The sequence below is a fragment of the Kitasatospora sp. NBC_00315 genome (assembly GCF_041435095.1).
Taxonomy (GTDB): domain Bacteria; phylum Actinomycetota; class Actinomycetes; order Streptomycetales; family Streptomycetaceae; genus Kitasatospora.
Genome location: NZ_CP108025.1, coordinates 2,614,265 through 2,632,899, shown reverse-complemented (window position 1 = coordinate 2,632,899; position 18,635 = coordinate 2,614,265). Strand labels below are relative to the sequence as shown.

19 protein-coding genes and 1 pseudogene are annotated in these 18,635 nt (G+C 74.7%); 9 read left to right on the top strand and 11 right to left on the bottom strand.

All coding sequences use genetic code 11. The annotated features are described in order from the left end of the window. Positions 1-146 precede the first annotated feature (146 nt). On the top strand, positions 147-1,106 hold the full coding sequence (locus tag OG823_RS10480) for a GlxA family transcriptional regulator (protein ID WP_371479195.1): 960 nt from the start codon (positions 147-149) through the stop codon (positions 1,104-1,106). Between the two features lie 169 nt (positions 1,107-1,275). After that, positions 1,276-1,959, top strand: a complete 684-nt coding sequence (locus OG823_RS10475; protein ID WP_371479194.1) for a histidine phosphatase family protein — start codon at positions 1,276-1,278, stop codon at positions 1,957-1,959. On the opposite strand, the gene OG823_RS10470 is transcribed toward OG823_RS10475, so the two are convergent. Together OG823_RS10470 and OG823_RS10465 are read right to left on the bottom strand one after the other, a co-directional pair. Beyond that, positions 1,928-2,353: a hypothetical protein gene (locus OG823_RS10470; protein WP_371479193.1), complete on the bottom strand. Its 426-nt coding sequence runs from the start codon at positions 2,351-2,353 to the stop codon at positions 1,928-1,930. The two genes, OG823_RS10475 and OG823_RS10470, sit on opposite strands and share 32 nt — an antisense overlap. After that, complete coding sequence (locus OG823_RS10465) at positions 2,350-2,814, bottom strand: ATP-binding protein (RefSeq protein WP_371479192.1); 465 nt, start codon at positions 2,812-2,814, stop codon at positions 2,350-2,352. The genes OG823_RS10470 and OG823_RS10465 overlap by 4 nt, the downstream gene beginning before the upstream one ends. 182 nt (positions 2,815-2,996) lie before the next feature. Between OG823_RS10465 and OG823_RS10460 the strand changes: the two genes are divergently transcribed. After that, a complete protein-coding gene (locus OG823_RS10460) occupies positions 2,997-3,953 on the top strand; it encodes a Scr1 family TA system antitoxin-like transcriptional regulator (RefSeq protein ID WP_371479191.1) in 957 nt (318 codons plus the stop codon). Then, on the top strand, positions 3,916-4,053 hold the full coding sequence (locus tag OG823_RS10455; protein WP_371479190.1) for a DUF397 domain-containing protein: 138 nt from the start codon (positions 3,916-3,918) through the stop codon (positions 4,051-4,053). The genes OG823_RS10460 and OG823_RS10455 overlap by 38 nt, the downstream gene beginning before the upstream one ends. 173 nt (positions 4,054-4,226) lie before the next feature. Here the strand turns inward: OG823_RS10455 and OG823_RS10450 are convergent, their stop codons facing one another. The 3 genes and pseudogenes from OG823_RS10450 to OG823_RS10440 all read right to left on the bottom strand — a co-directional run bounded on the left by OG823_RS10450 (position 4,227) and on the right by OG823_RS10440 (position 7,084). Beyond that, the gene (locus tag OG823_RS10450; protein ID WP_371479189.1) at positions 4,227-6,095 is read right to left on the bottom strand and encodes a DUF4157 domain-containing protein; all 1,869 of its coding nucleotides are present in this window, start codon (positions 6,093-6,095) and stop codon (positions 4,227-4,229) included. 211 nt (positions 6,096-6,306) lie between these two features. Beyond that, a pseudogene (locus OG823_RS10445) lies at positions 6,307-6,435 on the bottom strand (DNA polymerase III); the annotation flags it as partial. A 64-nt stretch (positions 6,436-6,499) separates the two neighbouring features. Beyond that, a complete protein-coding gene (locus OG823_RS10440) occupies positions 6,500-7,084 on the bottom strand; it encodes a helix-turn-helix domain-containing protein (RefSeq protein WP_371479188.1) in 585 nt (194 codons plus the stop codon). A gap of 136 nt (positions 7,085-7,220) precedes the next feature. On the opposite strand from OG823_RS10440, the gene OG823_RS10435 reads away from it, so the two are divergent. Next, complete coding sequence (locus tag OG823_RS10435; protein ID WP_371479187.1) at positions 7,221-7,946, top strand: AzlC family ABC transporter permease; 726 nt, start codon at positions 7,221-7,223, stop codon at positions 7,944-7,946. Beyond that, a complete protein-coding gene (locus tag OG823_RS10430; protein ID WP_371479186.1) occupies positions 7,943-8,251 on the top strand; it encodes an AzlD domain-containing protein in 309 nt (102 codons plus the stop codon). Before OG823_RS10435 ends, OG823_RS10430 begins: the two co-directional genes overlap by 4 nt. 590 nt (positions 8,252-8,841) lie before the next feature. Here the strand turns inward: OG823_RS10430 and OG823_RS10425 are convergent. Then, positions 8,842-9,312 carry a PPOX class F420-dependent oxidoreductase gene (locus OG823_RS10425; RefSeq protein ID WP_371479185.1) on the bottom strand — a complete coding sequence of 157 codons (471 nt, stop codon included), beginning with the start codon at positions 9,310-9,312 and terminating at the stop codon, positions 8,842-8,844. Between the two features lie 266 nt (positions 9,313-9,578). On the opposite strand from OG823_RS10425, the gene OG823_RS10420 reads away from it, so the two are divergent. Next, positions 9,579-10,208 (top strand): DJ-1/PfpI family protein, encoded by a 630-nt coding sequence (locus OG823_RS10420; RefSeq protein ID WP_371479184.1) that lies wholly within the window; start codon positions 9,579-9,581, stop codon positions 10,206-10,208. 153 nt (positions 10,209-10,361) lie between these two features. Next, on the top strand, positions 10,362-11,147 hold the full coding sequence (locus tag OG823_RS10415; RefSeq protein WP_371479183.1) for an alpha/beta fold hydrolase: 786 nt from the start codon (positions 10,362-10,364) through the stop codon (positions 11,145-11,147). A gap of 129 nt (positions 11,148-11,276) precedes the next feature. On the opposite strand, the gene OG823_RS10410 is transcribed toward OG823_RS10415, so the two are convergent. From OG823_RS10410 to OG823_RS10400, 3 genes are all read right to left on the bottom strand, one after another. After that, the gene (locus OG823_RS10410) at positions 11,277-12,647 is read right to left on the bottom strand and encodes an SGNH/GDSL hydrolase family protein (RefSeq protein WP_371479182.1); all 1,371 of its coding nucleotides are present in this window, start codon (positions 12,645-12,647) and stop codon (positions 11,277-11,279) included. Between the two features lie 73 nt (positions 12,648-12,720). Continuing rightward, positions 12,721-14,106 (bottom strand): PHB depolymerase family esterase, encoded by a 1,386-nt coding sequence (locus OG823_RS10405; RefSeq protein ID WP_371479181.1) that lies wholly within the window; start codon positions 14,104-14,106, stop codon positions 12,721-12,723. A 149-nt stretch (positions 14,107-14,255) separates the two neighbouring features. Continuing rightward, positions 14,256-14,996: a polysaccharide deacetylase family protein gene (locus OG823_RS10400; protein WP_371479180.1), complete on the bottom strand. Its 741-nt coding sequence runs from the start codon at positions 14,994-14,996 to the stop codon at positions 14,256-14,258. 241 nt (positions 14,997-15,237) lie between these two features. Between OG823_RS10400 and OG823_RS10395 the strand changes: the two genes are divergently transcribed. Further along, positions 15,238-16,398: a PucR family transcriptional regulator gene (locus OG823_RS10395; protein WP_371479179.1), complete on the top strand. Its 1,161-nt coding sequence runs from the start codon at positions 15,238-15,240 to the stop codon at positions 16,396-16,398. 31 nt (positions 16,399-16,429) lie between these two features. On the opposite strand, the gene OG823_RS10390 is transcribed toward OG823_RS10395, so the two are convergent. Both OG823_RS10390 and OG823_RS10385 read right to left on the bottom strand, forming a co-directional pair. Continuing rightward, positions 16,430-17,374 (bottom strand): alpha/beta hydrolase, encoded by a 945-nt coding sequence (locus OG823_RS10390; protein WP_371479178.1) that lies wholly within the window; start codon positions 17,372-17,374, stop codon positions 16,430-16,432. 208 nt (positions 17,375-17,582) lie between these two features. After that, the gene (locus OG823_RS10385) at positions 17,583-18,620 is read right to left on the bottom strand and encodes an N-acetylglucosamine kinase (protein WP_371479177.1); all 1,038 of its coding nucleotides are present in this window, start codon (positions 18,618-18,620) and stop codon (positions 17,583-17,585) included. Between the last annotated feature and the right edge of the window lie 15 nt (positions 18,621-18,635).

Here is an 18,635-nt window from a genome sequence, read left to right as displayed (position 1 = left end):
GGGCGATCCGGCGCCGGCCGGCCCGCCCGTCGGGGGCGACGGTGAGCGGGCGTCGAAGGCGCTGGTGTCCGTCCTGCGTCCCATCGTGCGGGGGTCGTCAGGGGCCGGTGAGGACCGGGGGAGCCGCCGATCGATAGATTTCCGCCATGCGCACAGTGGGCTGCCTGATCTTCGACCGCGTACGGGCCTTCGACTACTCGGTGATCGGCGAGGTGTGGTCCGGGCGCCCGGGACGGCTCGGCCTGCCGGCCTTCGATCTGCGGATCTGCGGACCCGACGGCGCCCGGGTCCGGTTCGGCGGTGGCCTGGAGCGCGTCCCCGACCACGGCCTGGACACCCTGCTGACCTGTGACCTGGTGGTGGTGCCCGGAGTCGAGGACCCGCTGTCGCCGGTCGACCCGGCCGTCCACGCCGCGCTGCGCGCCGTCCACGCGCACGGCATCCCGGTCGCCTCCCTCTGCTCGGGCGCCTTCGTCCTGGCGGACGCGGGACTGCTGGACGGTCGCGACGCCACCACGCACTGGGCGCTCGCGGGCGAACTCGCCGAGCGCCATCCCGCCGTGCGCGTCGACCCCACCGTGCTGTTCACCGGCGACGGCGAGATCTGGACGTCCGCCGGTGTCGCCGCCGGCATCGATCTCTGCCTGCACCTGGTCCGCTCCGCCCACGGCCAGCAGGCCGCCGCCGCGATCGCCCGCTTCATGGTCACCGCGCCGTTCCGGGCCGGCGGCCAGGCCCAGTTCATCCCCTCGCCCGTCCCCGAGGAGACCGGCGACGACCCGCTGACCCGGGTCCGCACGGAGGTGCTGGCCGCGCCGGCCGAGCCCTGGACGGTCCGCCGGATGGCGGGCGTCGCCCTGATGTCGGAGCGCTCGTTCGCCCGCCGCTTCGTCGAGACCACCGGCACCACTCCGCAGCGCTGGCTGGCGGAGCAGCGGGTGCTGGCCGTCCAGCGGCTGCTGGAGGGGACCGACCTGCCGGTGGACGAGATCGCCGTCCGCTGCGGTTTCAGCTCCGCCGTCTCGCTGCGCCCCGCCTTCGTGCGCCGGATCGGCCTGGCTCCCCGCGAGTACCGCCGCACCTTCCGGGGCCGGGACGCGGGCTGACGGCCGCCGCGCGCCGTCCGGGGCCCGCCGGGCCGTGCGCGGCGTGGCGATCACCACCGCTCCGCCGCCCGCGTCCGCCTGTCAGGAGCGCCCCGCCCTGGCACCATGGAGGCCCGGGTGCCCGCACCGGCCGCCCGTACAGGATCGAGATCGGAGCCGGACCCGCACCATGCGACTGCTGCTGATTCGCCACGGAGAGACGTCGTCCAACCTCGGCCGCCTGCTGGACACCGCCCGGCCCGGCGCCGAGCTCACGGAGCGCGGCCACCGGCAGGCGGCCGCGCTGCCGGCCGCGCTGGAGGGGGAGGCCGTCGAGGCGCTGTACGCCTCCACGCTGATCCGCACGCAGCAGACCGCCGCCCCGCTGGCCGAGGCACTCGGGCTGGAGGTCCGGATCCGGGACGGGCTGCGCGAACTGACCGCCGGCGACCTGGAGATGCGCGGCGACGACGAGGCGGGCAGCACGTACATGCGGACGGCGTTCGCCTGGTCCCTCGGCGACACCGAGCGGCGGATGCCCGGTGGTGAGAGCGGTACGGAGGCGCTGGGCCGGTTCGACGAGGTGGTCGCCGAGGCCGCCGGCTCCGGGGTGCGGACCGCCGTCCTGGTCAGCCACGGCGCGGCGATCCGGATGTGGACGGCGGCCCGGGTCGAGAACGTGGACGTACCGTTCGCCGCCGCCCACCCGCTGGACAACACCGGCGTGGTGGTCCTGGAGGGCACACCGGCCGACGGTTGGAAGGCGCACTCCTGGATGGGCTCGCCGCTCGGCGGCCCGGCCGTGGAGGGCGCCGACGAGGACAGCCCCGCCGGGCTCGTCGTCACCCGCCCCGAGACCCCGCCGGCCGGCTGACCCCGCCGACCCCGGTGACCCCGGCGCTCCTGCCGGGTGCGGGCCGCCCCGCCCCCGGAGGAGCGTTCACCAGACGGTCGTCGGCCGCGCCGAGCGCCTGGAGCTCGACCCGTACCCGCACCGGCGGCCGACCGCTGCGCCCGATCTCCCCGGCGAAGACCGATCCGCCCTCGAACGGCCGCTCCGCCGGACCCTCCCATCCGTCCAGCGCCCACAGCAGGTAGGCACGGACCGGGGCCAGCACCTGCGCCAGTGTCCGCGCACGGGCCGACCCCGCCGTGAGCGCGGACTCGACCGCGTCCAGCAGAACGGCCGACGTGGTGTCGCCGGGGTCGTCCGCTCCGCCGAGATGCCGGGCGATGCACGGCCACCGCCGCGCCGCCGCCCCCGTCACGCCGGGACCTCGCGGGCGACCTCGTGGCCCGGGGGGAGATCCGCCGGAGCGCACTCGAACCAGACGAACTTGCCCACCCCGCCCGCGCGCGGGCAGCAGCCCCAGCGCTCGGACAGCTCCCGGACGAGCAGCATGCCCCGCCCGTCCTCGTCCTCCACCGCCGCCTGCCGGACGGTGGGACGCTCCGGCACGGGGTCGTGCACCTCGACCCGCAGCCGCCCGCCCCGCAGTGCGTACCGCACCTTGATCAGACGCCCCGACACCCTGGCGTGCTCGACCGCGTTGGTGACCAGCTCGCTGAGGAGCAGCTCCCCGGTCTCCAGGAACCGCCCGCCACCGGCCCTTTCGGCCAGGAAGTCCCGCAGCAGCCGGCGTGCCGCCCCCGGCGATCTGCGATGGCGCGGCAGCCAGCAGACGTACTCGCCGTCCAGGGCCGGTGTTCTGTCGAGGGTTTCGGGCATGACTGGGCCACCTCCGGGCGTGATCCATCGAGTGTGCTCCGGAGCACGCGCGCCGAGCCCCGGCGCGCGTCCTCACGCAAAGCGAGGGAACAGATCCGTTCCGCTAACAAGCATCGGTGTGCCGGGATACCGTGACGACCGATCGATGGTGCCAGGGGCGCACGTCACTACGGGGGTTGAGCATGCCGCGACGCAGGCCCGAGTCCGGTTCGACCGTCAGTTCGGCGGTGCTGTTCGGCGGCGAACTGCAGCACGCCCGCGAATCCGCCGGCTACTCCCAGGCCGAACTGGCCAAACTCCTGCACTGCGACCGGACGCTGGTCACCCGGGTCGAGTCCGGCCAGCGCGTGCCGCAGGAGCACTTCGCCCGAAGCTGCGACCAGGTACTGCGGATGGACGGCTCGCTGCTGCGGATGTGGTCGCGGGTCGACTGGTACGCCGGTGATGTCGAACATCCTGATTGGTTCAAGCGGTTCGCCGACTTGGAGGCGGAGGCGACTGCCATCAGGACGTTCCAGGCTTCTCGAATCTATGGCCTCCTGCAGACCGAGGAGTACGCGCGGGCCCTCTTCTCGCGTGAGGCGTGGTCGGAGAACGCTTTCTCGATCGAGGAGCGGGTCAATGCCCGAATGAGTCGCCAGCACCGCTTCATGACAGATGACGCTCCCTTGCTGGTGGTTGTTCTCGACGAGAGCGCGATCCGGCGAACGGTCGGGGGTCCTGTTGTGATGCGAGGGCAGTTGGCGCGCCTGCTGGCCGTCGCGCAGCGGCCGAACGTCATCCTCCAGGTGGCTGCCTTCCATCTGGAGAACCTGACGCTGCCCGATATCTCGATGACACTTCTGACCATGGTTGACGGACATGAACTGGTCTACTCGGAGAGCTTGGATCGAGGGCATTTCGGTGAGGAACCGAAACTGATTGCCCGTCATCGTCGAGACTATGATGTGCTTCGGGCGGACGCACTCTCGACCAGCGAGTCTGCTGCCTTGATCATCGACGAGATGGAGAGGTATGACGATCATGACCAACGTGGACTTCGAAGCAGCGGCGTGGCGCAAGAGCAGCTACAGCGGCTCCAACGGCGGCGAGTGCATCGAGGTGGCCCCCGGGTTCCCCGGCCTCGTCCCCGTGCGTGACTCCAAGGACCCGGAGGGTCCGGCGCTGGTCTTCGGCGCCGACGCGTGGCAGGCGTTCGTGGCCGGTGTCCGGGAGGGTGAGTTCCCGGCCGGCTCCTGACCGGCCGCAGGTGCTCACCGACCTCGCCGTGGGGATCATGCCGGGAGCGGTGCGCATCCGGGATGTGCGGCTGGTGGAGCACCGGCCGAACACGACACCGCCCAGTGGCGATCCAGCCGCACGTCGCGTCGTCCCACAAACATCGACGAGGACGCTTTCACGGCCGGGCGCCGTCACGTCATGGCGATCTCCAGCCACGGACTCATCATGATCGCCCGATCTCCTCGCGGCTCCTGGCCGAGAGCGCCTCGGGCCTGGGCCAGATCCTGGCCGGGGCTCTGCCAGAACGCGTACGGCGCACCACCCTGCTCCGAGGGAATCAGCGCCCAGTACTGGTAATGCGTCAGGGTGAGATAGACCCGCTTGTTGACGTAGTCGAGGACCACCTTGGTGTTGTGCTCCCAGTTGCTGCCCGTGCCGGTGTACTCGGCGAGCCCGACGGGTGCAGGGATCGCGGTGGTGATCGACGATCCGGCGCCGCTCTGCGAGTGCTCGCTGTACTTGTCGTGCAACGGTGCCGCGTTCGCCGGGACGGCGGCAGGGTCGAAGTTGGTGTTCGGCAGCCTGCCGTAGGCGTCCTGGTGCCAGCTGCGCAGTGTCCCCGGCTTGCTGGGGCTCTTCTCCCGTACGTCCGGCGCCGTCTCGGCGTTTGTCCGCTCGTCCACCACGACCGGTGATCCGACGGGTGCCTCCAGCTGGAACCGCACGTCGAACAGCAGGTTGAGCAGCGGACGCGGCAGCATGCCGACCGTCTGTTGCCAGGTGAGCCGTTTCAGCGGGAGGTTGGTTCCTCCGGTCGCCGTCCTCGGCGCCACCTCGGGGTACATCCCGGGCTCCTGGAACACTCCGGGCCCCAGAGCGGCCGCCATGTTCGCGAACATCGTCTCGTCGTCCCCCCATCGCGGCTCGTCCGGCTGGTGCTGCGCCGGCGTGTGCGTGTAGGGGGCGCTCGGAGTGGTCGCGTAGCGCGTGTTCCGGTTCGGGACCGGGATCATGGCGCCAGGCCCCTCGGGGTGGCTCGTGGGGTTGACGTTCGACTCGTACACGCCGTGGATCTCCGCGTTCTCCAGGTGAGCGTTGATCTTCCCCACCAGGGCGGTGACCGCGGCCACCGCCGCCGGCAGGTCGCGAGTCCCGGGCTTCATCAGGGTTCGCACGCGGGCCATGTCCGCCTGGAAGGCCGCCGCCTCCTCGGTCGTGGTGTTGGGGAGCCTGGAGGCCAGCGCGAGGTCGTCCTTGACCGCGAAGAACACGTACTGGAGAAGCTGGCCCGCCGTGATGGTCCCGGGAGTGACGTTCATGCCCTGCATGTACATCTGGGGGCTCACCCTGACGATCCGCTGCACCGCCACCGGCTCCCCGGTCACCGCGAGCGCGGCACGCTGCAGGGGCGGCCCGCCGGCGCCGACCGGAGCCTGTGCGTGCCGGTGCTCCGCGACGGCGGGCAGCGGGCGGGCCATCACGGCGGTGGCGGTGGCTTCCGCTTCGCGCTCGAAACGGTCGGAGGGGTCGGAGACGCTCAGCCCCGAACCGTTGTCGGTGCCGGCGACGGGCCCCCGGCGTTGCTGGATGACGTGGGTGAGCTCATGGGCCAGGGTGTGCTTGTCGCCTCCGCCGTCACCGAGGACGACGTGACTGCCGGAGGTGTAGGCGCGAGCGCCCACCTCGGCCGCCGAGGCCTTGGCGGCGGCGTCGTTGTGGACGCGCACGTCGGAGAAGTCGGCACCGAGCCGGGCCTCCATGTCCGTGCGGGTGGCACCGTCCAACGGCCGGCCGGTCGTACGCAGCACATCCGGGACCGCGGAGCGCTGCACGGGGCCCGGCTCCGCCTGCTGGTGGCCGCAGCCGCCGCCGTGCCGGTGCTGCTCCTGGGCGGGCAGGTGGCCGACGGCCCGCAGCATCTGGACGACAGCCGCGTTCCCGATCGTGCTCTGCAGGGCAAGGAGCCCGCCGAGCGGCCCGCCGCCCGCCGCCGGGGGCTTGCGGGCCCGATCGGGAGCGTTCTCCGCAGCAGCCTTTCCGGCACCGTCCTGACCGCGCATCACAACCCCTTCATCGCCGAGAACATGGCTTCTCCTGGATATACGGGGCACGGCCCCCGCGCCAGGTACGAAAGGGCACAGTCGGCCGGCCGGACGGGCGCCGGTACCGCGACGCCGCGCGCCGGACCGTGGGGCCCTGACATCGTGTGCGGCCCGGCCCGGCCCGTCGGCACGGTCAGGAGCCGTCCTCGGCGGGCCAGGAGCCCCGGTGCGCGAGGTCGACCACGGTGAGGCCGATCTCGATGATCTCGCTGACCGCGTCGGGCGGTGGCCGGTCCTCCCAGCAGGTGGCCTCGACGTCGACCACGTTCAGCAGCGTCCCGGTCCCCGTGCTCCTCATCCGGCCGAGCGTAGGGCGCGGGAGTCACCGGGGCACCCGGATTTCGCCGGGCCGCCGCGTCCGCTCAGACGTGCTCCATCACGATCACCGCGGTGGTGTCCGGGACGAGGGCCTTGAAGATGTGCGGGGCGTCGCCGGGGTAGGCGATGTAGTCGCCGGGACCGAGCTCGTACGGGTCCTCGGTGGGGCCGACCAGTGCGCGGCCGGTACTGATCAGCAGATGCTCGATACTGCCGGGCATGTGGGGGTCCGAGGCGCGGGCCTCGCCGGGCTGGGCCTCGATGCGGTAGATGTCGCGGCGGGCGTTCGGCGGGCAGGAGGCCAGCAGGGTGGCGGCGTAGTCGGCACGCTCCGAGTGGGTCACCGGCCCCTCGCCGGCGCGGATCACCCGGACGGCCGGCCGCGGCGGGTCGACCAGTCGGCTGAACGGCACGCCCAGCGCGACACCGAGTGCCCAGAGAGTCTCCACGCTGGGGTTGCCGGTGCCCGACTCCAGCTGGGAGAGGGTCGACTTGGCGATCCCGGCCCGCTTGGCCAGCTCGGTCATCGACAGGCCGGTGCGTTCGCGCTCGCGGCGGATCGACACCGCGATCAGGGCGATCGGGTTGAGGGCGGGCCGGTCGTCCCCGTCCGGTGAACCGTCTGCCATCTGTTCGCTCCAGAAGTCTGCCCGTTCGACTTGACGAACGTGGCGCTCATCTCGTTCACTCTAATGGACGGACGTTCGCCAAGGCGAACATCACCTCGCGGCGGCGCTGCTCCGTGACGGACTCCAGGATGCCCGGATGAGCGTGGAACAGGACATCAGGCCGCCGACCGCCGCCACCCGCACGGTGGTCCGCGACTCGCTCGGCATCGGGCTCACCGTCGGCGTCTCCGGACTGGCGTTCGGCGTCGCCGGCAGCGCCGCGCACCTGAGTGTCTGGCAGACCTGCGCGCTGAGCCTGCTCGTGTTCACCGGCGCCTCGCAGTTCGCGCTGGTCACCGCGCTCGCCGCGGGCGCGGCCCTGCCGGCCGCCGTGCTCGGCGCGCTCTTCCTCGGCGCCCGCAACGCCTTCTACGGGCTGCGCCTCGGGCCCGGCCTCGGGTTCTCCCGGCTGCTGCGGCCGTTCGCCGCCCACTTCATGATCGACGAGACCGCCGCCGTCGCGCTCACCCAGCCCGACCGCCGTACCGCCCGGCTCGGCTACGCCGTCACCGCGGCAAGCCTCTTCCTCACCTGGAACCTCTGCACCCTGGCCGGGGCGATGGGCGCGGACGCCCTCGGCGACCCGGCGGCGTACGGGCTGGACGCGGCCGGGCCCGCGGTGTTCCTCGCACTGCTCGCGCCCCGCCTGCGCGAGGGGCCGACCGAGCTGAAGGTCGCCGGTGCGGGCGCCGCGCTGGCGCTGGCCGCCACCGTCGTGCTGCCGACCGGCGTACCGGTGCTGCTCGCACTCGCCGCCGTACCGCTCGTGCTGGCGCTCACCCGCCGCGAGCGGGCCGCCGACCCGACGGAGGACCTCGGATGACCGCCTGGATCGCCATCGGCGCCACCGCGCTGGGCTGCTACCTGCTCAAGCTGCTCGGGCTGAGCGTCCCGGCCGGACTGCTGGAGCGCCCCGTCGTCCGGCGCTACGCCGCACTGATCCCGGTCGCCCTGCTGGCCGCCCTCACCGCCCTGCAGACCTTCGGCGAGGAAGGCGGGCTCACCCTCGACGCCCGAGCCCTCGGCCTGGCCGCCGCCGGGATCGCGGTCTGGCGCCGGGCGCCGTTCCTGCTGGTCGTCGGCCTCGCGGTGGTGGTCACCGCGCTGGCCAGGTTGGTAGGTGGCTGAGGGTTCCGGGGCCGACCGCGCTCCCCGGCCGGCCCGGCGGCCGATCCCTCGGCCGACCGGGTTCGGACGGCAGCGGGCGACCGCGCGGGCGGGTGCGCCCCGTCCGCCGGGCCGACGCCCGCGGGCCGCGGCTCACCGCGACCGGTCCGACGGACACCGGCGCCCGGCGCGTGCGAACTCGGTGTCGCTCAGGCCGCCGGTGCGGTGCAGCGCCACCAGCCGCTCCAGCTCGGTCACCGGCTCGGCCGGCCGACGGGTCCTCCGGGTCGTACCGCAGGACCCGGCCGGGCCGAGAGCAGGCCGAGGAACAGCACGCCGGCACCGACCGCCGGCATCGGCCGGAGCGCACCGGCGCCCCAGCCGCCGCCGGCCAGTGCCGCGGCGAGCCGGCCGACGGTGGGGCGCGGTGGCGAGGGCTGCTCGGACGGCGGTTCGGTCGAGGTCACACCGGATGCTAGCCACGGCCGCGACAGGTTCGGACCACGTCCGGGCGTCGGGGCCGTGAGCAGCAGGTGAACTCGCCCGCCGCGGCCTGACGGACGGTCGGCCCCGGCCCGGTACGTCGAAGTGGCCGTCCGCAGGCGCCGCGCCTACTGGTCCTCGACCAGGCGGGAGGGGAAGCCACCGGTGGCGATCGGCCCCCAGCGGCGCGGGGTGATCCGGACCAGTGACTTGCCCTGCTTGACCATCGCGGCCCGGTACTCGTCCCAGTCCGGGTGCTCACCGGCGATGTTGCGGTAGTACTCCACCAGCGGTTCCACCGACTCCGGAGTGTCGATCACCTCGGCGTCGCCGTCGACCTGCACCCAGGCGCCGTCCCAGTCGTCGGACAGGACGACCACGCTGACCGACGCGTCCCGGCGGGCGTTGCGGACCTTGGCCCGCTCCGGGTAGGTGGACACCACGATGCGTCCGGCGTCGTCCACCCCGCAGGTCAGCGGTGAGGCCTGCGGAGTGCCGTCGGAGCGGCGGGTGAGAAGGATCGCGCGGTGGCGGGGGCGGACGAAGTCCAGCAGCTCGGCCAGCGTCACACGGGTGTTGGAGGCGATCGAAGGGCTCATGCCGGCCAGCCTAGAAGACGCGGGCGGCGTCGGGCCCCGGATCCGCCACCGGCGTGAGCTCCGGGACCGTCCCGCCACGCCGGACCGTCGGGCGGACCACTCGCCGGCGTCCCGGGGGCGGCACGCCGCACCGCGCCACCCCGCGCGAAGCCCGAACCGACGACCGTCCCGGGGGCGGCCAGCCGCCGCGACCGCCGCCGCCCGCAGGCGGCCTGACCGCACGTCAAACCCGGGGCGCGCGCAGGTCCGGCACTAGGATGCGGCGCATGGACATCGTGATCCCGCTCTTCGACCGCTTCGAGCCGCTCGACGCGATCGGACCGTACGAGATCCTGGCCCACGTGCCCGGCGCCACCGTGCGCTTCGTCGCCCCCGAAGCCGGGCCGGTACGGGACGTGCTGGGCGCACTGCCCGTGCACGTGCCGACCGCGTACTCCGAGGTGGAGCGCTGCGACGTCCTGGTGGTCCCCGGCGGGGCGGGCAGCCGGACCGTGGCGGGCGACCCCGACTTCCTCGACTGGGTCCGCCGCGTCCACGCCGGCACCCGCTTCACCACCTCGGTCTGCACGGGAGCGCTGGTGCTCGGCGCGGCCGGCCTGCTGAACGGTCTGACCGCCGCCACCCACTGGGGCGCGGTCGCCGAACTGGAGGCGTACGGCGCCGTCTACACCCCCGAACGGGTGGTCCGCCACGGTCGGATCATCACCTCCGCCGGGGTGTCCTCCGGAATCGACATGGCGATCCGGCTGGCGGCTCTGATCAGCGACGACACGGTCGCCCAGGCGATCCAGCTCTACACCGAGTACGACCCGCAGCCCCCGTTCGACACCGGCTCCGTGGCCAAGGCCCCGGCCGAGGTGCTCGAACGGGCCCGCGCCCTGGCCCAGGGACGGTGACCACGCGGCCCGGTGCCGGTGGGCGCACGGCGGGCCGGCCATCGTCCGCAGGGTGACGCCGGAGGGCGTTCGCATGCCGGAGGGCGTTCGCAGTCGTTCCGCGGGACCGCATATGCGGTGGCCGGTGCGGCGACGGACTGCGAGTATCTGCGGATGATCATCCTTGCCGACGACCTCGGCCACCTGTCCTACACCGTCACCGGCGAGGGTCCGCCCGTCGTCCTCGTGCACGCCGGCGTCGCCGACCACCACATGTGGGACGCGGTCGTGCCCGCCCTCGCGGAGCACCACACGGTGATCCGCTACGACCTGCGCGGCTTCGGCGAGTCCGCGCCCCCGGCCGGCCCGTTCAGTGAGACCGACGACCTGTGCCGCCTGCTGGACCATCTCGGTCACGAACGCGTGCGCCTCGTCGGCGCGTCCTGGGGCGCCCGGGTGGCGGTGAACTTCGCTCTCACCCGACCGGGCCGGGTGCGGTCGCTGACCCTGCTCGCCCCGCCGTGGCCCGGCTACGACTGGTCGGCGGAGATGATCGCCTACGACGAGGCCGAGACGGCTGCCCTGGCCGCGGGCGACCTGGACACCGCCGTCCGGGTGAACCTGGACATGTGGCTGCGCGGGCCGGTCCGCGGCTGGGAGGACGTCGCCCCGGGCTTGGTCGAGGAGGTGCTCGCCCCGCTGCGGACGTCGCTGGTGAACCAGGACGCCGTCGGAGAACACTCCCGAGGTGGCGCGGAGGGCGACCTCGCCACGATCGCCGTTCCCACGCTGGTCGGAATCGGTCGCCTCGACGTCGCCGACTTCCAGGACATCGCCCGCCGGTACGCCGCCGGGATCCCCGGCGCCGAGCTGGTCGAGTTCCCCACCGCGGCCCACCTCATCGCGCTGGAGGCGCCCACCGAACTCGTCGCGGCACTGCGGCCGTTCCTCGCCCGCTGACGCTGCGACGCACCGGAGTACCGGAGCACCGGAGCACCGGAGCACCGGAGGGCCGGGGCCGGGGCCGACGTCGTTCGGCCCGCGGCACCCCGCCCACTCCGGGGGTCCGGTCAGGCGGGCCGCCCCGGCTCAGCCGCTCCGGCGCGCGGGGGCGGCGTCCTGGTAGCCGAAGTCGGCCGGCAGCGGCCGCCGCTGGAACAGCCGCTCGGGCACGGCGTCGGCCAGCAGCCGGTACCCCGCCGGGTTCAGGTGCAGGTGGTCACCGCTGTCGACGGTCGCCAGCAGCTGCCCGGGGTGTGCGGGATCCCGGACCGCCCGGTCGAAGTCGACCACGTCGTCGAAGCCGCCGGAGGTGCGGATCCACCGGTTGACCGTCTGCCGGGCCGCCTCGCGCCGTCCGTCCGCGTCGTCGTAACCGGTGTTGCCGCCGAAGGGCAGCAGGGTGGCGCCGTAGACCCGGATGCCCTGGGCGTGGGCACGTCGCACGATCTGCTCGTACGCGGCGATCAGGTCGTCCGCGACCTGTTGCTGGGCGGCGGTCGTGGCGTCGGCGGTACCGATGTCGTTGACGCCCTCGAAGACGACCAGCCACTCCACCCCGCTCTGGGCGAGCACGTCGCGGTCCAGACGGGCCAGCGCGTTCGGGCCGAGGCCGTCGTTCAGCACGCGGTTGCCGCCGGCCGCCTGGTTGAGGACGGCGGTGCCCGAGGAGTCCGGGCCCGTTTCGAGCCGGGCGAGCAGCTGGTCCGGCCACCGGTCGTTGAGGTTGGTGGTGGAGCCCCTGCCGTCGGTGAGCGAGTCACCCAGTACGACGGCCGCCGAGGTGCCGCTCCCGGCCCAGGTCTCGACGCCGCTGAGGAGGTACCAGTGGTCGACGGGGGTGGCTCCGGGCAGGTCGGTGGCGTCGACCCCGTCGCCGGGGAACAGGTAGGAGGTGGTCCGTGAGCCGGGGTGCGAGGTGATGGCGTCGGAGGCCTGGCCGTGGGCGAGGTAGGTCGTCACGGTCAGGTTGGAGCCGGGCGGCACGTCGAGGTCCAGCGGGTCGGAGACCACCTGGGCGCCGACCGGGACACTGGTGGAGCCGTGGCCGTCGAAGGTCACCGACCGGGAGGTGCCCGGCCGGATCGCGCTGACCCCCGCCCGGCCGTCGGCGGGGAGGGCCACCGAGACCGCGGTGACGGGCAGCGGCGCGCCGCCGAAGGCGTTGGAGAAGCGCAGCCGCAGGTGCCGGCCGCCGACCGACAGGTGGACGGTCTGGCGCAGCGTGGTGTCGTCCAGCACCAGGTTCTCGCGGGTGAACGGAGCGGGCGGCAGGTTGGCGGGTTCGGTCAGCTGCGGCATCGCGGTCCAGGTGCTCACCCAGTGGCCCGGCGGGAGGTGCGAGCCGGCGTCCGCCGGGGCGGCGGCGGCCGAGCCGCCCGTGGCGGGCGCGGTGGCCAGGCCGGCCGCGCAGAGGACACCGGCGACGGCCAGGGCGGCGACCGAGGGCGTTCGTTTCATGGTTCGGGCTCCGGGGACGGCTGCGGCGGGGGTCGCCCCCCGCCGCAGGAACGATGGATCGTCTGATGGGGCGTCAGCTGATGCTGCAGGAGGTGCCGTTCAGGGTGAACCCGGCGGGCCTGGTGGTGTCGCCGGTGTGGTTGGCCTGGAAGCCGATCGAGGTGGAGGCTCCGGGAGCCAGCGCGGCGTTGTAGGCGAGGTTCCTGGCACTCACCGTCCCGGTGGACGGTGCGTAGGTCGCGTTCCAGCCGGAGGTGATGGCCTGCCCGGTCGGCAGCGTGAAGGTCAGCGTCCAGCCGTTGACGGCGGCGGTGCCGGTGTTGGTGATGGTGACGGCCGCGGTGAAGCCGGTGTTCCAGGCGCTGGTGGTGTAGGAGACGCTGCACGCGCCGGCCGTGGGCGGGGTGGTGGTGGGCGGAGGTGTGCTCGCCGGGGGAGTGGTGGGCGGCGTACTGGTGGGCGGGGTACTGGTGGGCGGGGCGCTCGGTCCGGAGGTGGCGTCCAGGCCGGCGATGGCCGCCGCCGCCATGCCGGTGGCGGGCAGCGTGTGGCCGGCGCCCTGGACGCTGATCGCCTCGACCGGCGCCTGGGTGGCGTTCGCGCCGTAGCGGGTCCGGGTCCAGGTGCTCTGCGGGTGGTCGGTCAGGACGGGGGTCTGGCCCACGCCGAGGACGTCGGTCCACTGCTTGATCTCTTCGGCGAAGTTCGGGTAGTGCAGCGTGGTGTCCTCGGTGCCGTGCCAGACCTGCATCCGGGGCCGGGGGCCGGTGTAGCCCGGGTAGGCGCCACGGACCAGATCCCCCCACTGCGCCGGGGTCCTGCTCACGGTGCCGTTGGCGCAGGCGCTGTTCCAGCCGGAACCGTCGGTGGTCGCGAAGCAGCCGAACGGCACCCCCATGAAGGCGGCGCCGGCCTTGAAGACGTCCGGGTAGTCCCCGAGCAGGACGTTGGTCATCATGGCGCCGGAGGAGGCACCGGTGACGTACACCCGGCCGGCGTCCGCGGCGTGGCGCTGGACGGCGCTGCGGACCATGGAGACGATGCCCACCGGGTCGCTGCCGCCGTCGTGGGTGAGCGCCTGCGGCGAGGAGACGTCGAAGCAGCCGCCGCTGCGCGTCGCGGACGGGTAGACCACGATGAAGCCGTAGCGGTCGGCGAGCGAGGCGAACTCGGTGCCGGAGAAGAAGGCCGGGCCCGTACCGGTGCAGTAGTGCACCGCCACCAGGACGGGAGCACCGGACGCGGGGGCACTGGCCGGCACGTACTCGTACATCCGCAGGCCGCTCGGGTTCGGGCCGAAGCCGGTGACCTCGGTGAGCTGCGCGGCGGTGGCCGGCCCGGCGAGCGCGAGCAGCGCCGCCAGCAGCGGGGCGACGGCGCCCGCCAGCACGGTGAGCAGCGTCCGGAGCGGCTTTCGACGCCTCGTGGGGGGTGCGGTGGAGCCCTGGAGTGCGGACATGTCCCTGTCCTCTCGATTCGCGGTGCGGCGCACGCGGCCGGGTGGGGGCCGCGTTGGGAGCGGAGGGGCCGGCGGGTGGGGACGCCGGCCCCGGCCGAGGGGGCCCTGACGGGCGGGTGCCGGGCGGGGCCGGCCCAGGCGGGCGGGGGTCAGCCGTGCCGGGCGGGGGTGTCGAAGTGCCATCCCTTCGACCTGAGTTCGGGGATGATCCGGGCCACCGCCTCGACCGTCTGGGTGCGATCGCCGCCGCCGTCGTGCATCAGCACCACGGCGCCGGGGGTGATGCCCTCCACCAGTCGCCGGACCAGCTCGTCGGTGCCGGGCGGCTCCCAGTCCCCGATCGCCAGCCGCCAGCCCAGCGGCTGCATCCCGAGCTGGACCGCGACCTCCGGCGTGGATCCCCAACTCCCGTACGGGGCACGAAAGTGGCGGATCGGCGCCGCGGGGGCCGCCCGGTGGATCAGCGCACTGGTCCGCGCCAGGTCCGCGCGGATCCGCTCCGGGCCCCAGCTGCCCATGTCCTCGTGGTGCATGGTGTGGTTGCAGAGCGTGTGGCCGTCGGCGGCGATGGCGCGGACCAGCTCCGGATGCTCCCGGACGTGCTCGCCCCAGAGCGAGAACACCGCCCTGACGTGCTGCTCGCGCAACACCGCGAGCAGCCGCGGCGTGGCCACCGGGTCGGGACCGTCGTCGAAGGTGAGCGCCACCGAGGCGCCCCCGCGCCCGGTCGAGTCGACGATCGTGGTGTCGGGCCGGGCGGCCTCGGCGGGCGCCGCCACCGCGCCGGATCCCGGCGAGAGGCCGGTGGGCGGCGGCGGCGCGGCGAGGCCGCGTAGCTGCCGGGCCGGCTGCGCCGCGTCGGCGGTGGAGCTGCTCGGATCCGTGGACACGTGGCTTCCCGGGGTGGTGGGTCAGGGGGACGAGCGATCCGCTGGGGGAGGCCCGGCCGGCGCTCGGTGCGCCGTGACCACACGGTGACACGGCGCGTCGGCGCGGGGCATCCGACAGGCGTCGGGACAACGGCGGCCGCCGTCCGACCGGTGCGCGGGCCCGCCGCCCGCGGGCCCGGCGGCGCGGCCGGGGCTCGCGGCGCCCTGTCGGCGGAGCGCGGGGTCTCCCTATACTCCGGCTGTGAAGGGCTTGTTGCTGCGCCTGTCGGCGCTCGACGCGGACGCGGCCAGCGCGGTCCGGGTGATCGCCCACTTCGAGGCGCTGCTGCGCGGTGGCGCCCTCGATCCAGGCATGCTGGCGCGCTCCACCGCCGGCCTGGCCGAGTGCCCGGCCGGGCTGCTGCTCGCCGACGGGCGCACCGCCCGGTACGGGCCGGACGGTGTGGCCCTGCCGGGCACGCCCGGGCTGGTGTCGGGCGAGGCAGGGCTGGCCGGAGGCGGCCGGGTCTGGCTGGAACGGCCCGGTGTGGCGGGCCCGTTCGACGATCTGGTGCTGGAGTGGATGGCGATCGCCGCTCGGCTGCTGGGCGGCCCGCCCCGGAGCGCCGAGCCGCCGCACGTGGCCGATCCGGCCCTGGTGGAACTGGTGCTCTCCGAGCGGGAGGCGGTGGAGGACCGGGCCCGCGCGCTACGGCTGCTCGGCCTGGCGCCGGAGCCGCCGCTGCGGGTCGTCGCGGTCGCCGTCGATCCCGCCACCGCGCCGCAGGGGAGGGCCGATCCGGCCGATCCCGGGGTGGAGGCGGTGGCGCTGCTCGGCCGGGGCGCGCTGCCGGCGGCCGTCCGGGTGGCCCGGGTGGGGCGCCTCGGCGTGGTGCTGCTGCAGCGCCGGGACGGCGGAGCGTCACCGGCCGGCGAGCTGCGGGCAGTGCTGGGCGAGCGGGCCGCCCTGCGGGAGTCCGCCCGCGGGGTGCGGGTGGGGATCGGCGGGGCCGCCGAGCCGATGGCGGCTTCGGCGTCCTGGGCGCAGGCCCGCTCGGCGCTGCGGTTCGCCGGCGCGGGAGCGCCGGACGAAGCACTGGTGGACCACGACGAGTTGGGGCCGGTGGCGCTGCTGGCGCAGATCCCGGCCGAGCGGTTGCGGGCGGAGCCGGACGTCCGGGCGCTGGACGAGCTGGCCGGACGGGAGGGCGGCGCGCTGAGCATCGCCGCGCTGGCCGCCTTCTGCCGCACCGGCTCGCTTCGCCAGGCGGCGGCCGAACTGCACCTGCACCACAGCTCGGTGGCGGCCCGACTGGCCCACGTGGAAGGCGCGCTCGACTGGCGGCTGCGTGATCCGCAGGACCGCTTCCGGGCTCAGTTGGCCCTGTACGCCCGGCGGTTGGCCGCCGATCCGACGCCCTGAGCGGCCGGACGCCGGCTCCGGGCGCGGGCGCTCAGCCGGTCAGGGCGTGGCGCAGCACCGCGAGCGCCTCGGCCGTCATCCGCTGCACGACGCCGGCGTGGCCGACCATGGCCGCGCCGTGGAACGTGCCCGGGAAGACGTGCAGTTCGGTGGGGACCCCGGCGGCCCGCAGGGCGCGGGCGTGGTCGACCCCCTCGTCGTGCAGGGGGTCGTGCTCCATGACGGCGACGTACGCGGGCGGCAGCCCGGTCAGGTCGTCGGCCCGGGCCGGTGCGGCGTACACCGGGACCCCGGGCGTCCCGGGGATCCCGGGGCCGAGGTAGGCGTCCCAGCCGATCCGGGCGTTGCGCCGGTTCCAGATCGGGGTGTCGGTGCAGCTCAGGGCGCTGGGGGTGGACTGGCGGTCGTCCAGGGCCGGGCTGTGCAGGTGCTGGAAGCAGAGCGCGGGGCCGCCGCGGTCGCGGGCCAGCAGGGCGAGGCCGGCGGCGAGGCCGGCCCCGGCGCTGTCGCCCCACACCGCGATCCGGTCGGGCCGCAGGCCCTCGGCGGCGGCGCTCCCGGCGATCCAGCGAAGTGCGGCGTAGCAGTCCTCCAGGGCGGCCGGGTAGGGGTGTTCGGGGGCCAGCCGGTAGTCCACGGCGACCACGAACACCCCGAGTTCGCGGCAGAACCGGAGGTTGCTCTCGTGGTCGACGTCCAGGTCGCCGAGCACGAATCCACCGCCGTGCAGGCTGCACAGCACGGGCAGCGGCCCGGCCACGCCCTGGGGGCGGTAGGTGCGCAGGGCGACCTCGGGAGCGCCGGGCGGCCCGGGGACGCGCAGGTCGCCGACGCTCACGCCGCGACTGTCGGCCCGCCGCACGGTGCCCGCCAGTTCGGCCGCCTGGGCCGCCCGGGCGGCGTCGAGATCCGACAGGTCGACGTCGACGGACATCGCCAGCGCGGCGGCGAGTTCGGGGTCGAAGCGGTACCGCATGGCTGCTCCCTCACGGCCGGGCCCGGCGGGTGGACACCGGTACGCTGCCACGCCGCAGCGCCCGGGGCCAGTGGCGGTGCGGGGCCGGACGGGCGGCGTCCGCCGAAGGAGCCGTCCGGACGGGTGTGCGGACCCGCCCGGACGACCGCTTCGGCGGACGCCGGCGCGCCGGGCCCGGCGCGGCCACGGCGGGCGCCGGGGCCGCGCGTCAGGCCGCGACGGGCTGCACGGCCGAGTACGCGGCCCGCAGCCGCTCGTGGGCGGCGGGGCCCCGGCCGAGGCCGGCGGCGTCGAGGTGGTCCAGGCCCAGCAGGGCGGCGCCGAGGACCGGCGGCGCGACCACGACGCGCGGCACGGCGTGCGGCGCGGCGACCGCCAGGCGAGCGGTGACGTTGTCGATCAGCAGTGGCTGACGGGACGCCAGGACACCGCCGCCGAGCACCACGGGGGTGCTCTCGCCGAGCAGGTCGAGCCGGGTGAGGGCGACCACCGCGAGCCGGGTGATCTCGTCCGCCTGGCGGTCCACCAGATCCAGCGCGATCGCGTCGCCGCTCTCGGCGGCCGTGAACAGCAGCCGGACGATCTCGTGCAGCCGCCACTTCTCGACCTGCCCCAGGTGCAGCGCCTCGGCGACCGCGCCGGCGCTCCGCAGGCCGAAGTGCGCGGCGATGGCGGGGGCCAAGGCGGTGGCCGGGCCGCGGCCGTCCTCCGCGCGGACGGCGTGCCACATGCTGGAGGTCGCCAGGCCGGCGCCGCCGCCCCAGTCCCCGGTCAGCTCACCGAGGGCCGGGAAGCGCGCGGTGCGCCCGTCCGGCAGCAGCCCGACGCAGTTGATCCCCGCGCCGCACACCACCGCCACCCCCCGGGGACCGTCGGTGCCGGCCCGCAGCAGGCCGAAGGTGTCGTTCACCGCCGCGCTGCTGGCTCCCCACCCCTGCTCCTCCAGGGCGCTCTGCAGCAGCTGCTCCTCCAGCGGGAGGTCGGCGTTGGCCAGACAGGCGCTGACGTGGTCGGTCAGCACCCCGTCGGCGGTGGAGAGGCCGGCGGCGGCCGCCGCCGCCTCGACCAGCGGGGCGAGGGAGACGATCGCCGCCCGCGGGCCGCCGACCAGCTGCGGCTGGAATCCGCCGCCGCGGGCGGTGCCGAGGACGGTCCCGTCGGCGGCGACGAGAGCGACGTCGGTCTTGCTGTTGCCCGCGTCGATGGCGAGTACGCCGGGCTGGAGTGGTTCGGGCTGGTGGGTCATCAGGTCCCCGCGCTC